A 14,807-nucleotide genomic window follows, 5' to 3' on the forward strand; every position below is an offset into this window, starting at 1 on the left:
ACCCGGCGGCGGCCCGGTCGGCGGCCCGGCCTTCGGGGCCGACCGCCGACCGCACGTCCGACCTGGGCGCCGCGACTTGCTAGTTTGGGGTGGCGGCGCCGGGGTGCGGCGCCCGGGATCTCCCGGTGGTGAACGGCGACGAGGAGCACCGTGTCCCCTGATGGCGAAGACGTCGTCGCGCTCGAGCAGGCTTCGGCCGTGATCGCCCACAGCGCACGAACCGATGTCGGGCGCGTGCGCAGCGTGAACGAGGATGCGTTCCTCGCCGAGGCGCCCGTCTACCTCGTGGCCGACGGCATGGGCGGCCATGCGCGCGGCGATGCGGCGAGCCGCGCGGTCGTCGAGACGTTCCGGCGTCATCTCGCCGTGGGCGCACCCTCCACGCCCGAGCAGGTGCTCGACGCGATCCACTCGTCGAACGAGGCCGTGCGCGCCCTGAGCGAGGAGGGCGACGAGGGCACGGCCGTCGCCGGCACGACCCTCACCGGCGTCGTGCTCGTCGACGCGGGCGACGGCGCGGGTTTCCACTGGATGGCCTTCAACGTCGGCGACTCGCGCATCTACACGTGGGACGGCCGCACGCTCCGGCAGCTCAGCGTCGACCACTCCGCGGTGCAGGAACTCGTGGACGCCGGCCTGCTCTCGCCCGAGGACGCCGAGCGCCACCCCGACCGCAACGTCATCACGAGGGCGATCGGCGCCGACGACGTCGTCGAACCGGATCTCTGGCTCATCCCGGCCTCCGGGCGGCAGGTGTTCCTGCTCTGCTCCGACGGCCTGAGCAAGGAGGTCGACGACGAGAGCATCGCCCGCGTGCTCACGGGCGACACCGGTCACGCCGCCGGCCTCGCCGGCGAGCTCGTCGACCTCGCGCTCGAACACGGCGGACGGGACAACGTGAGCGTGGTCGTCGTCGAGTCGGCGCTGGCGACACCCGACGACGCGTCCACCAGGGACCGGCCCGCCGAGCCGTTCGTCTCCGAGGACACGACCCCCAGACGAGAGGAAGGCGCACGTGGCGACCTACACGACTGATCCCGAGGGCGGCGCGCTCGCCGCGGTCCGCGGCGGCACGGTCCTCCTGGTGCCCGTCGAGGCCGCCGACGCGCTGAACGACCTGTGGGACGACCTCGCCGACGTCGATCCCACGCGCGCCGTGCTCGACCGGCTCACGGCCGACGGGCTCTCCGACACTCCGTCGTTCGCGCTCGCCGTGCGCGGCGAGGGCCGGGCGGAGGTGCGCGTCGTCGTGCGCGGCCCCTTCTCGGTGCGGGTCGACCTCGACCTCGTCGATGGCGCCGGGGTCTCCACCTGGGTCGAGCGCGTCGTCAGGGGCCGCACGGTCATCCTGAAGGCGACGGATGCCACGGCCGGCGGCCCGCAGACGCTCCCGATCGTCGAAGGCGTCGTGCCCGCGGCATCCGTCACCTCGACCGCCGTCGAGATCGTGGCAGAGGCGAGCCCGGCGCAGCCGGAACCCGTCGAAGCGGCACCGGAGCCCGCTGCGGCGAGCCCTGAGCCCACGAGCGCGCTTCCGACCGCGCCGGTGACCGCGCCCGCATTCCCGAACCCGCCGGCGCCCCCGGCACCGGCCGCCGCCGAACCGGTCGCCTCCGCAGCCGTCGACGACGCCACGGTCGTCTCGGTGTCGGGCTTCGGCGCTGCATCCTCGAGCGCCGGGCACGCCGGCACCGAGCAGACCATCATCCCGCCGGCCGAGACGCAATCCGACGAGGCCGACCCGGGCGAGGCGCATCCGGCGGGCGACCACGACGGCATGACGATCGTCGGGCACGACCTGCAGCGCCTGCGCGAGCAGCGCGATCGCCGGGCGGATCGGGCCCCCGCACCGGCCTCGCCCGAGGCGTCGACCCCGACCAGGGCACTGGGCCTGCGCATGCCCGACGGCACGGTCGAGCCCATCAGCCACGAGGTCGTGCTCGGCCGCTCGCCGAGCGCCACCCAGCTCGCCGGAGGACGCCTGCCGAGGGTCGTCGCCATCGGAGCGGGCGATCAGGACATCTCGCGCAACCACGTGCGCGTCACGGTCGAGGGCGACACGGTCGTGGTCACCGACCTGCACTCGCGCAACGGCACGCACGTCGCGCAGCCGGGCAAGGCCCCGGTGCGGCTCCGCGCGGGGGAGCCGACGCCGGTGCTCACCGGCACCGTCGTCGACCTCGGCGGCGGCTGGACGCTCCAGGTGGTCTCGCTCTGATGCGCCGCGCCACGTCAACGCCTCCCGAGCTGCCCGGGTACACGGCGCTGAACCTGCTCGGTTCCGGCGGGTTCGCCGACGTCTTCCTCTACGAGCAGCGCCTGCCGCGGCGCAAGGTCGCGGTCAAGGTGCTGCTGACCGAGCAGCTGGGTCGCGACACGCGGGCCCAGTTCGTCGCCGAGGCGAACCTGATGGCGCAGCTGTCGGCGCACCCGTTCATCGTGACGATCTTCCACGCGGATGTCTCGGCCGACGGCCGTCCATACTTCGTCATGGAGTACTGCTCCGGTCCGAGCCTGTCCGAGCAGTACAAGCGGGCGCCGTTCGCCGTCGCCGATGCGCTGCGCACCGGCATCCGCATCTCCGGTGCCGTCGCGACGGCGCATGCCGCCGGCATCCTGCACCGTGACATCAAGCCGGCGAACGTGCTGACGAACGACTACGGGTGGCCGGCCCTGACGGACTTCGGCATCTCGTCGAACCTCGACGGCGAGCTGCCGGTGCACACGATGACGGTGCGTCCTGGCGAATCCGCCACCGGGGGCACCGGGTCCGCCGCGGTGGGCATGAGCGTGCCGTGGTCGCCGGCCGAGATGTTCGAGGACGATCCCACGCCCGATCCCCGCAGCGACGTGTTCTCGCTCGCCGCGACCGTGCACACGCTGCTCGCGGGCCGTTCGCCGTTCGAGATCCCCGGTCGCTCGAACGGCACGCTCGACCTCATCGGGCGCATCGAGCGCGGCACGATCACGCCCATACAGCGCGACGACGTGCCGCGCAGCCTGACCGCTGTGCTCGCGAAGGGCATGGCCGTGCGTCGCGAAGACCGCTACCCGAGCGCGGTCGAGTTCGCGAGGGCGCTGCAGCGCGTCGAACTCGAGCTCGGCTACGCGGCGACGACGATCGAGGTGCCGAACCTCGTCGTCGCCGAGTCGCACGATGCCGATGACGAAGCGGATGCCACGCGCGCCCGCGCCGTCCGCACGATCGACGCGCAGGCGGGGCTCGCCGGGGCGGCGACGCCGGTCGTCGCACCGAACGCCGACGAGACGGTCGCCAGGGCGCCGCAGCAGGTCGCCGCGCAGGCTCCGGCGGGCGACGCGACCGTGGCCCGACCCCGGGTCGTGCCCGCCGATCCCGGCCTCGAGGACCGCACGGTCGTGCGCGGTGCGACGTCCACCGCGTCCTCCGCGTCCTCCGCGTCCGACGTGCCGGTCGCACCCTCCGAGGTCGAGGACGGCACGATCATGCGCCCGGCGGGCACGGCACCCGCGACCTCCGCCGCGGCATCCGCCGCCGACCTGCCGGCCGCGCGGCGCTCGAAGACCGGACTCGTCGTGGCGATCGTCGCCGGCGTGATCGTGATCGGCGCCGTCGTGACGGCGATCGTCATGTCGGGGTCGCTGCCCGGCCCCGAGGCCGAGGCGCCGGCCTCGACGAGCGCACAGGACGCGGTCGCCGAGGTGACCGTTCCCAAGCCGACGGTCGAGCCCGGCGTCGTCTCGGCCGACGGCACGAGCGTCTCCTTCGAGGTCTCGGTCGACGCGGCCGAAGAGGGCGACCTCTTCCGGTGGCAGCGGTCCGACGGCAGCGGCACGGTCGAGGTCGTGAATGCGTCGCCGATCACCGTCGAGGGCGTGAACCCGGGCGAGCGGGTCTGCATCGACGTGCAGACCCAGCGCGGCAGCAAGACCTCCGAGCCGGCGACGGGGTGCACGCCGTGAAGGCGCTCAAGGTCGAGTACCTCGGCGAGTGGTACGCCGTCGAGACCGACCAGACGTTCACGATCGGCCGCGATGCCGACCTGACCATCGACGAGAACCCGTACCTGCACCGCGTGTTCCTCACGCTCTCGTTCGAGTACGGCCTGTGGTGGCTCTCGAACGTCGGGCAGCTCCTCGCGGCGACCGTCTCGGATTCGACGGGCAGCGTGCAGGCCTGGGTCGCGCCCGGCGCCAAGCTGCCGCTCGTGTTCCAGCAGGTGCAGGTCATCTTCAGCGCGGGCGCCACGACGTACGAGTTCGCGATCCACGCTGAAGAGGACTTCTACAACACGTCGCTCACGGCCACGACGACCGACGGCGGCACGACGATCATGCCCGTCGCGCTCACGTCGACGCAGCGCCTGCTCGTGCTCTCGCTCGCCGAGCGGGTGCTGCTGCAGCCCTCGGCCGGGCGGGCGACCGTGCCGACTTCGGCCGAGGCGGCGGCACGCCTCGGGTGGAGCATGACGACCTTCAACCGCAAGCTCGACAACGTGTGCGAGAAGCTCGATCGCCTCGGCGTCGACGGCCTCCGCGGCGGCCGCGGCAAGCTCGCGACGAACCGGCGCATGCGCCTCGTCGAGTACGCCGTGGCCACCCGGCTCGTCAGCGCAGACGACCTCCCGCTGCTGGACCGCGCCGAGCCGGCCGGAGCCGACGCCGCCGAGTGAGCCCCGCGGATGCCGCGACGTCGAGTCGAGGCATCCGTTCATGTCGGCCCGAGACATGGGGAAGGCTCCCCATTCGGGGGACACGCGAGCCCGTGTTAGGTTATGCCGGAGCGCCCGACACGCAGCCCAGGGGCGTCCGATCACCGCAGCATGAGGAGCCGAACCGTGAGCACGTTCACCTCTTGGCTGCGTGCGCGCAAGACGCTGGCCTCGGGGGTCGCGATCGCGGTGCTCGCGGGCGTGCCGCTCACCATCGCAGTGCTCCATCAGGGTTTTCCCGTCACCGACCCCGACCTGCGGGCGCGCGACGTCTGGGTGACGAATGCCGAAGAACTGCTCGCCGGCCGGCTGAACCGGCAGATCGAAGAGCTCGATGCGGCCGTCTCCACGGCGTCGAACGAGGCCGACGTCTTCCAGAACGGCGACGACGCGTTCCTCTACGACCCCGCTGCCGGGTCGATCGAGCGCATCGACCCGTCGTTCACGACGCTCTCGCAGCGCATCGACGTTCCGCCCGCCTCGCAGGTCGCCTACGGCGGCGACGTCATCGCCGTGCTCTCGCCCAAGGGCGAGCTCTGGAACGTGCAGGCCGGCGCCGAGCTCTCGTTCGACTGGCGCGGCACCGAGCCGCTCGCGAAGCTCGGAGACGGCTCGCGCGTCGCCGTGACCGACGAGGGCACGATCCTCGCGACGTCGAAGAAATCCGCGAACCTGCAGCGCTTCGTGCGCGGCACGGCCGACGACCCTGAGATCACCGAGCTGCCGAAGCTCGGCGACCACCAGCTCGCCGCGGTCGGCGACCGGGCCGTCGTCTTCGACGAAGAGGCGAACGAGCTCATCGTCGACGGACGCGAGACGAAGCTCTCAGAGCCCGGCATCCGCCTGCAGCAGTCGAGCGCCGAGAACGAGCACGCCTACGTTGCCACGGCGTCGGGCCTGGTCGAGGTCGGCCTCGACGACGGCGAGGTGCGCGAGCTCGACACCGACGAGCCGGCCTCCGGTGCGGGCCGGGCGGATGTCGCGGCGCCGGCATGGCTCGACGGCTGCGTCCATGGGGCCTGGGCGCCGACGGGCAGCTACCTCGTCGCCTGCGGCGACGAGAAGCCGCGGACGATCGCCATCGACCAGCCGACCGCCGGGGCCCGCCTGGAGTTCCGCATCAATCGCGACGTCATCGCGCTCAACAACCTCACGAACGGCAACGCCTGGCTCGTCGACTCCGAGTTGCGGCTCGTCGACAACTGGGAGGAGGTCACGCCGCCCGAAGAGAGCGACGAGCTCGAGGGCGACGAGAAGAGCGCGCAGCAGACCTTCGAAGACACCATCGCCGAGCGCACCGACCAGAACCGCCAGCCCACCGCGCGCGAAGACGAGTACGGTGCGCGCCCGTCGCGCACGACGATCCTCGACGTGCTCGAGAACGACACCGATCCCGACGGCGACGTGCTCGTCGTGTCCGCCACCACGGGCATCCCCGAGTCGATGGGTCGCATCGAACCGATCGACGGCGGGCGCGCGCTGCAGTTCTCGCCCGCCGAGAAGGCCGCGGGCACCGTCTCGTTCCGGTATTCGGTCGACGACGGCCGCGGCGGCGTCGCCGAGACCTCCGTCAACGTGCGCATCGTGCCCGAGAGCGAGAACACCGCGCCGACCTCGATGCGCTCGGGGGCGATCAGCGTCGAGCAGGACCAGCAGGTCACGTACAACGTGCTCGCCGACTGGCGCGACCCCGACGGCGACGACCTCTACCTCGTGAACGCGTCTCCGATCGGCGGCGACTCGGTTCGCTTCAGCCCCGACGGCTACCTCACGTTCCAGCACAAGTCGGCCGAGATCGGGCAGAAGGAGGTGCAGTTCACGGTCTCCGACGGCGAGACCGCGGCCACCGGCACCCTCACCGTCGACGTGAAGCCCTCCGGAAAGCTCAATCCCATCGGCACGCCCGACTTCGCGCGCGTCTTCGCCGGGGAGTCGACGCTCATCGAGCCGCTGACGAACGACGTCTCGCCTTCGGGTGCGCCGTTGACGCTGCTCGGTGTCGAAGAGGTGCCGGACGACGCCGTGGTGACGCCCAACATCGAGCGCGGCACGATCACGTTCGAGAGCGGCGTGCCGGGCGACTACGTCTTCATCTACAACCTCGGGGCCGAGGCCACGGTCAGCGTGGGCCTCATCCGGGTGCAGGTCGTCGAGCAGCCGGCCGAGGCGCTCGCGCCCATCGCCGTGAAGGACACCGCCTACCTTCGCCCCGGCGAGCCGCTGTCGATTCCCGTGCTCGCGAACGACGTCTCGCCCTCGGGCCGCGTGCTCGCCGTGCAGTCGGTCGACGACACCGCCACCGACGGGCTCGTCTCCGTCGAACTGCTCACCAACACGGTCGCTCGCGTCACGGCCTCGGCCGCCCTCGACCGGCAGTTGCAGTTCCGCTACACCGTGTCCGACGGCATCAACACGGCGAGCACGACCGTCACGGTCGTGCCGGTGCCGCCGCTCGTGAAGAACCAGCCGCCGGTCGCGGTCGACGACCGCGCGATCGTGCGCGCCGGCGACATCGTCACCGTGCCCGTGACGAAGAACGACTTCCACCCCGATGCGGCGACCTTCCACGTGCTCCCCGATCTCGAGGCCGTCGGCGATCTCGAGGGGCTCGCATTCGTCGACGACGACACCGTGCGGTACCAGGCGCCAGACGAGCCCGGCTTGTACAGCGTCGCGTACACGATCGGCGACGATGCCGAAGAGACGGCGAAGGCGAAGCTCTCCATCACCGTGATCGCCCGCGACGCCGACACCAACCGCGCGCCGCTGCCCACGCCGATCACCTCGCGCACGTTCGCCGGCTCCGCGGTCAAGATCGACATCCCGCTCGACGGCCTCGACCCCGAGGGCGATTCGGTCACCCTGACCGGCATCACCGTGGCACCCTCGCTCGGCCGACTCATCGACCGCACGAGCACGACGCTCACCTACGAGGCCATGCCGGGCTCCGCGGGCACCGACACCTTCGAGTACGAGGTGCGCGACACCTACGGGGCGACGGCGACCGGCACCATCCGCATCGGCGTGGTGCCGCGGCCTCCGGTGCAGCTGCCGCCGACGGCCGTCGACGATGCGATCGAGATGAAGCCCGGTCGCACGGCCTCCGTCGAGGTGCTGCTCAACGACTCCGACCCGAGCGGCTACAGCCTGAGCGTGACGAAGCTCGCCGACGTCGACGAGGGCATCACCGCAGAGGTCCGTGATCGGCGCAGGGTCATCGTCGAGGCACCCGAGGCCGAGGGCGCGTACACGATCCGGTACGAGATGTCGAACGGGCACGGCGGCGCGGATGCCGCGTTCCTCCAGATCGCGGTCACCGAAGACGCCGTGATCCTGCCTCCGACCGCCGAAGACCAGGTCATCGAGCCCGAGGAGGTCCTCGACGGCGAGAAGGTCACCGTCACGCCGCTGGCCGATGCGACCAACCCCGGCGGGCTCGTCGAAGACCTCGTCGTCACGGCCGAGGGCCCCAACGCCGATCGTGCCGAGATCGATGACGACGGCCGCATCACCGTGCAGCCCGGCCGCCAGCGCTACGCCGTCGCCTATCGCCTGACGAACGAGCTCGACGACCTCTCGGCGATGGCCTTCGTCATCGTGCCGCCCGCGCCCGACCCCGAGAACGGCGACGAGGCCGTCACCGAAGAGACGCTCAAGCCGCAAGAGACGCCGAAGCCCGAGGAGCAGAAGACCCCCGAGCAGCTCGCAGCCGAAGAGAAGGCGAAGTTCCCCGCGCCGTACCTGAAGGACCTCGAGGCCATCGTCGTGCCCATGAACGGCGAGATCGCCTGGAGCGTCGACGACCTCGTGGAGGTGCCGTCGGGCAACCCCGCCCTCGTCCTCAGCGCGAACGCGACGAACACAGATGAAGATCCGTTCGTCGACGGCACGCATCTGCAGTACATCCCGCAGACCGACTACCGAGGTCAGGCCTCGCTCACCTTCGAGGTGACCGACGGCGAGAGCGCCGACGACCCCATCGGGCGCACGGCGATCCTCACGCTGCCGATCACGGTCGGAGACCCCGAGTTCAACGATTCGCCGCCGACCTTCACCCCGCGGGCAGAGCAGATCGAGGCCGGCGAGAAGCCGATCGAGATCGACCTGCGGCAGTCGAGCGACCAGCCGAACCCCGACAACATCGAGCGCATCACCTACACGAACCTCGACGGCACGAGCGCCGACATCGAGGCCGAGATCGTCGACGGCGCAACACTGCGCATCTCGGCGCCGCTCGGCGTGCAGCCCGGAACCTCGACCAGGCTGAGCTTCGACGTGAACTTCAACGAGTTCACCGTTCCGGGGTACGTCGACGTGAAGGTCGTCTCGTCGACGAGGGCCATGCCGAAGGCGAATGACGACCTCGGCACCGAGATGGAGCGGAGCCAGACGCTGCCCATCGACGTGCTCGCCAACGACTTCAACCCGTTCGAGCAAGACGGCGTGCCGCTCCGAGTGGTGGGCGCCGAGGTCAATCAGGCCGACGTCGGGTCCAACGCCTCGGTCACGTTCACGGCGAAGGACATCACGGTGCGCACCGGCGCCGCGTTCACGGGCACGCTCTCGATCATCTACACGATCGAGGACGGCACGAAGGACGAGAAGCGGCGCACCACCGGCAATGCCACCGTCATCGTCCGCGCGCCACCGGACGCGCCGAACCGACCGGGTGCCGCCGCGAGTGACGCTCAGGCGCGGGTGACCTGGGTCGCACCGGCCACGAACAACTCGCCGATCACCCAGTACGAGGTCAAGTGGGCAGGCGGAACGAAGACGTTCGGCGCCGATGTCAACGCCGCGACGATCGGCGGCCTGACCAACGGCACGACGTACACGTTCTCCGTCCGCGCCGAGAACCAGCACAAGGGCTGGGGCGAGTGGTCGCTGCCGAGCGGGGGAGTGACGCCGTACGGCACGCCGGGTCCGCCGACCGGCGTCACGGCCGGGGCAGACGGCTATGCGCCCGCAACGGTCACCGTGAACTGGAGCGCGCCGGCCGACACCGGCGGCGGCGCAGTCACCTACACGGTGACGCTCGGTGGGTCGTCGAAGACCGTCTCCGGTACGTCGACGACGTTCGGCGGGGTCGGTGCGGGAACCCACAGTGTCAAGGTCACCGCGACGAACAATGGCAGCGGCAAGACCGGCAGCGCCGGAAGCACGAACGTGGGCGTTGCGACGAAGCCGCCGCCGGTGGCGTCCGGCTCGATCGGCAAGGGCCCGAGCCGGTCTTGCGACAGCGGCGGCAGCGGTTGCGGCAACGTTCGCATCACGTGGAGCGACATGGATGCCGGCCGGTACCGGGTGTACGTGACCGTCAACGGTTCCTGGGACAACTACAAGGGCACCTACGACGTCGCGACGAACGGACGACTCGAGCTGTCGAACCACCTCGGGCGCCGGGCGGGCGGCGAGACGATCGCCGTGTACTTCGAGAACGTCAGCGGCGGCACGTCCAAGAGCCTCGGCGCGATCAGCGGCAACCAGTGGAACAGCCTCGGGTACAACACATGGTGATCGGGCGACGCTTCACGTCGGAGTACAGGAAAGAGACGAACACATGGCAGTGACCCAAGAACAGGCGACCTGGTTCCAGGACGCCTTCTCGAAACTCGTCGACAACATCGACCAGGCGATCCTCGGCAAGAAGCCGACGATCGAACTCGTGGTGACCGCGCTGCTGTCCGACGGGCACGTGCTGCTCGAGGACTTCCCGGGCACGGGCAAGACCGTGCTCGCGAAGGCGCTCGCGAACACCCTCGACGGCACGCATTCGCGCATCCAGTTCACCCCCGACCTGCTGCCGTCGGATGTCACGGGCGTGACGATCTTCGATCAGGGCAAGGGGCACTTCGAGTTCCACCGCGGGCCGATCTTCGCCTCGATCGTGCTCGCCGACGAGATCAACCGGGCCAGCCCGAAGACCCAGTCGGCGCTCCTCGAGGTCATGGAGGAGGGCAGGGTCACGGTCGACGGCGTCGGCTACGAGGTCGGCAGCCCGTTCATGGTCATCGCGACGCAGAACCCGGTCGAGCAGGCCGGCACGTACTCGCTGCCCGAGGCGCAGCTCGACCGCTTCCTCATCAAGACCTCGCTCGGCTACCCCGACCACGACACGGCGGTGACGCTGCTGCTCGACTCCGCCAACCGTGCGCGGGCGTCGAAGGTGTCGCCGATCATCGCCTCGAGCTCGGTCACGACCATGGCGCAGCTCGCCTCCGAGGTCTACGTCGACGCGGCCGTGCTCGGCTACCTCAACGAGATCGTCACCGGCACGCGCGAGCACAAGCATTCGGCGCTCGGCGTCAGCATGCGCGGCGCGCTCGCCCTGGCGCGCGCGACGAAGACCTGGGCGATCGGCCACGGTCGCACGTACGTGACGCCCGACGACGTGCGCGAGCTCGCCGTCCCGGTGCTCGCGCACCGCATCATCGTCGACCCCGAGGCCGAGTTCGCCGGCGCCAAGGCGGAGGACATCGTCTCCTCCGTGCTCGTCGACGTCGCACCGCCCGCCTACCGCGCCGCATGAGCGCGGAGCCGCGCGCGCCCCGACCCCCGTCGCAGGCGCGCATCGCCGCACGGGCCGTCGGGCGTTCGCTCGCGGCATCCGCTCGATCGACCGCGACCGCGCTCTCGTCGGCGGGCCGGCAGGCTGCGCAATGGGCGTCGCCCGTGACGGGCGTCGTCTCGCTGACGGGCTGGTTCGTGCTGCTCGCCTCGCTCGTCGCCTTCATCGGGGCGGCGCTGCTCGGCTGGATCGAACTCGTCTTCCTCGGCGCGACGCTGCTCGCAGCGCTGCTCGTGAGCATCCCGTTCACCTTCGGGCGCATGCACTACCGCGTGCAGGTCGCGCTGCAGCCCACGCGCGTCGTCGCCGGCGAACGCGCGTTCGGGCGACTCGCGGTGACCAACGTCGGCCAGAAGCCGTCGATCCCGTCGCGCATGGAACTGCCGGTGGGCGCAGGTCTCGCCGAGTTCATCGTGCCCGGCCTGCCCGCCGCGGCCGAGCACGAGGAGCTCTTCGCCGTGCCGACCTCGCGCCGCGCCGTGATCATCGCGGGCCCGGCCATCTCGGTGCGCGGCGACCAGCTCGGGCTGCTGCGGCGCATCGTGCGCTGGAGCGAACCCGTCGAGCTGTTCGTGCATCCCGTGACCGCGCGGCTGAAGCCGTCTGCCGCAGGACTCGTGCGCGACCTCGAGGGCGAGATCACGAAGACGATCACCGACAACGACATCTCGTTCCACGCGCTCAGGGCGTACCAGCCCGGCGACCCGCTGCGCAACGTGCACTGGCGCACGTCGGCGCGCACGGGCACGCTCATGGTGCGCCAGTTCGAGGAGACGAGGCGGTCGCAGCTCGCGCTGCTGCAGTGCACCGAGCGCGCGCACTACGCCTCCGACGACGAGTTCGAGCTCGGCGTCTCGGTGCTCGCCTCCATCGCAGTGCAGGTCGTGCGCGACGCGACGCGCGTCGACATCATGACCGAGCAGCTGACGATCCGAACGGCGACCCCGACCGCGCTCCTCGACGACACCAGTCGCATCGACGCGGCATCCGATGCCTACGACTCGCTCCGCACCTTCGTGCGCGAGCGCACGAAGCGGCTCTCCCCGCCGAGCGTCGCGATCATCGTCGCGGGATCGACCGTGCCGCTGGCCGAGTTCCGCGCCGCCGAGACCGTCTTCGGGCCCGACACGCAGATGCTCGCGTTCCGTGTCGAGGCGGGCGCGCCGTCGCGCATCGCGAAGGTCGCCGGCACCATCGTCGTCACGGTCGGCTCGCTGGCCGACCTCGCCGGACTCGTCGGGAGGGTCCGCCCGTGACGCACATCCCCAGGTCCGCCGTGACCGACCTCATCGTGCTGGGCGTGCTCTCGGTGCTCGCCATCGCCGGATACGAGACGAGCTTCGGCGACCTCGACTTCCTGCTCGCGGCGGCCGCCGGGCTCGTCATCGGCACCCTCGCGGCGCTCCTGGGCACGATGCTGCGCCTCGGGGTGCTCACCACGGTGCTGCTCGGACTCGCCGCATACTTCGTGCTCGGCACGCCGTTCACGATGCCGGACTCCGCGCTGTTCCTCGTGCTGCCCAGCCTCACCTCGCTCGCGGGGCTGGCCATCGGCGCCGTGTACGGCTGGGCCGACATCCTCACGATCGGCACGCCGGTCGAGGCCCCGTACTACATCGCGGTCGTGCCGTACTTCGCGGCCTGGGTGGTCTCGCTCGTCGGCTCGATGCTCGTGCTGCGGTGGCTGCCGCGCCGCCGCACCGTGCTGCGCAGTGCCGTGATCCTCATCGGCCCGGTGCTGCTGTTCGTCTCCGGAATCCTGCTCGGAACCGACGAGGCGTTCTTCGCGGGCGTTCGCGGGGTCGCGTTCGCCGTCATCGCGCTCGTCTGGCTCGCGTGGCGACGGGGCGCCGACGTCGAGACCGACGAGGCCGGCGCCAGGAAGCTCCGGACGCAGAAGCTGCGCGGCTCGGCGATCGTCGTCGCCGGTGCCGTCGCGATCGGCGCCTTCGCCGGGCTCGCGGTGGCGCCCATCGCTCCCGACCGGTTCGTGCTGCGCGACGAGATCGTGCCGCCGTTCGACCCGCTGGAGTTCCCGAGTCCGCTCGCCGGGTTCCGCAACTACACGAAGGACCTCGCCGAGGAGTCGCTGTTCACCGCCACCGGGCTCGAGCCGGGCGACACCATCCGGCTCGCGTCGATGAACTCCTACACGGGCCGGCTCTGGAACGTCGCCGGGCCAGGGGACTCCGATGCCGACGGCGGGTACGCGATCACGGGGCCGACCCTGCCGCAGCCGCCGCTCGCGACGCTCGGAAGCTCGCGTTCGGTCGAGATCGACGTGGCAGGCTACGACGACGTGTGGCTGCCCACGGTCGGCTACGGCTCCGACCTGGAACTCGAGGACGCAGGCACGACCGCGCGCACGGGCGACCTGCGGTACAACGCCGCCGCGGGCACGGCCGTGCTGACGAGCGGCGTGGCCGAGGGGGCCAGGTACCGCCTGGAGACCCGGATCCAGCAGGAACCGAGTGACGACGCCCTCGTCGACGTCCCGGTCGCCTCGATCGAGATGCCGTCGGTCGAGAACGTGCCCGACGTGGTCGCCGCGAAGGGCGAGGAGTACGCGGGCGATGCCACGACGCCCATCGAACAGCTCCGCAACATCGAGCGGGGGCTCAAGACCAACGGATTCCTCAGCCACGGCCGCGCATCCGACTCGGTCGCCTCCCGCGCCGGGCACGGTGCCGACCGGCTCATCGAGCTCTTCACTCGTTCCTCGATGGTCGGCGACGAGGAGCAGTACGCCGCCGCGATGGCGCTCATGGCCCGCCAACTCGGCTACCCGGCCAGGGTCGTCATGGGATTCGCGCCCGAGGTCGGGGAGGACGACGAGTCCGTCGAGGTCGTCGGCGAAGACGTGACCGCGTGGGTCGAGGTGCCGTTCGAGGGCGTCGGTTGGGTCTCGTTCCACCCCACGCCCGACGAGATCGACGCCCCGCAGGAGCAGACGCCCAAGCCGAAGTCCGAGCCCCAGCCGCAGGTGCGCCAGCCCCCGCGCGCCGAAGCGGTCGAGGACGACCTGCTCTCCACGGTCGAGATCGACGACACCGACGATGAAGACAAGGACCGCGAGTTCCGCATCCCCGGCTGGGTGTGGGTGGCGACCGCCTCGGTGGGCATCCCGCTCGCGATCGTGTTCCTGCCGATGCTCGTCGTCGCGCTCGCGAAGGCGCGCCGGCGCAACACGCGTCGATCGAGTCCGAACGAGATCTCCGCCGCCGGCGCCTGGGACGAACTCGTCGACCGCTACGCGGAACTCGGGTTCGAGCCGCCGGCCCGCTCGTCGCGACTGCAGACCGCCCACGCCCTCGAACGGCAGGCCTCCGAGCAGGGCGTCGCCCCCGACGGCGGCGACGGCGGCCTCGCGCTCATGGCGCTGGCGGCGAGCGTCGACCGGGACGTGTTCGACGGCGAGCAGGTCGCGACCGAGACCGTCCTCACCCGATGGAACGAAGCGGATGCCGCGGCCGCCGCGGTCTCGGCGGCCGTCGGCCGCACACGCCGGTTCATCGCCAGGTACCGCTTGCGCCGACGTCGGTAGAATG

The 14,807-nt window shown here is 71.1% G+C and carries 8 protein-coding genes; all 8 read left to right on the top strand.

Translation table 11 applies throughout. The features are described from left to right. Positions 1 to 150 precede the first annotated feature (150 nt). The 8 genes from AC3IPY_RS08185 to AC3IPY_RS08220 all read left to right on the top strand — a co-directional run bounded on the left by AC3IPY_RS08185 (position 151) and on the right by AC3IPY_RS08220 (position 14,803). The gene (locus AC3IPY_RS08185; protein ID WP_489187929.1) at positions 151 to 1,035 is read left to right on the top strand and encodes a PP2C family protein-serine/threonine phosphatase; all 885 of its coding nucleotides are present in this window, start codon (positions 151 to 153) and stop codon (positions 1,033 to 1,035) included. Next, on the top strand, positions 1,016 to 2,218 hold the full coding sequence (locus AC3IPY_RS08190) for an FHA domain-containing protein (protein ID WP_489187930.1): 1,203 nt from the start codon (positions 1,016 to 1,018) through the stop codon (positions 2,216 to 2,218). The genes AC3IPY_RS08185 and AC3IPY_RS08190 overlap by 20 nt, the downstream gene beginning before the upstream one ends. Further along, positions 2,218 to 3,942 (top strand): serine/threonine-protein kinase, encoded by a 1,725-nt coding sequence (locus tag AC3IPY_RS08195; RefSeq protein ID WP_489187931.1) that lies wholly within the window; start codon positions 2,218 to 2,220, stop codon positions 3,940 to 3,942. The genes AC3IPY_RS08190 and AC3IPY_RS08195 overlap by 1 nt, the downstream gene beginning before the upstream one ends. Further along, on the top strand, positions 3,930 to 4,652 hold the full coding sequence (locus tag AC3IPY_RS08200; RefSeq protein WP_489187932.1) for an FHA domain-containing protein: 723 nt from the start codon (positions 3,930 to 3,932) through the stop codon (positions 4,650 to 4,652). The genes AC3IPY_RS08195 and AC3IPY_RS08200 overlap by 13 nt, the downstream gene beginning before the upstream one ends. A 165-nt stretch (positions 4,653 to 4,817) precedes the next feature. After that, the gene (locus tag AC3IPY_RS08205; RefSeq protein WP_489187933.1) at positions 4,818 to 10,208 is read left to right on the top strand and encodes an Ig-like domain-containing protein; all 5,391 of its coding nucleotides are present in this window, start codon (positions 4,818 to 4,820) and stop codon (positions 10,206 to 10,208) included. 43 nt (positions 10,209 to 10,251) lie between these two features. Further along, a complete protein-coding gene (locus AC3IPY_RS08210; protein ID WP_489187934.1) occupies positions 10,252 to 11,220 on the top strand; it encodes an AAA family ATPase in 969 nt (322 codons plus the stop codon). Beyond that, positions 11,217 to 12,515, top strand: a complete 1,299-nt coding sequence (locus tag AC3IPY_RS08215; RefSeq protein WP_489187935.1) for a DUF58 domain-containing protein — start codon at positions 11,217 to 11,219, stop codon at positions 12,513 to 12,515. The genes AC3IPY_RS08210 and AC3IPY_RS08215 overlap by 4 nt, the downstream gene beginning before the upstream one ends. Continuing rightward, the gene (locus AC3IPY_RS08220; RefSeq protein ID WP_489187936.1) at positions 12,512 to 14,803 is read left to right on the top strand and encodes a transglutaminase domain-containing protein; all 2,292 of its coding nucleotides are present in this window, start codon (positions 12,512 to 12,514) and stop codon (positions 14,801 to 14,803) included. The genes AC3IPY_RS08215 and AC3IPY_RS08220 overlap by 4 nt, the downstream gene beginning before the upstream one ends. Positions 14,804 to 14,807: the final 4 nt, after the last annotated feature.

It is taken from the genome of Agromyces sp. GL_144, assembly GCF_057834305.1.

What these genes read in the sequence shown, in the direction of transcription:
- AC3IPY_RS08215 (WP_489187935.1), top strand. Translation starts at nt 11,217, where the DNA reads ATGAGCGCGGAGCCGCGCGCGCCCCGACCCCCGTCGCAGGCGCGCATC.
- AC3IPY_RS08195 (WP_489187931.1), top strand. Translation starts at nt 2,218, where the DNA reads ATGCGCCGCGCCACGTCAACGCCTCCCGAGCTGCCCGGGTACACGGCG.
- AC3IPY_RS08210 (WP_489187934.1), top strand. Translation starts at nt 10,252, where the DNA reads ATGGCAGTGACCCAAGAACAGGCGACCTGGTTCCAGGACGCCTTCTCG.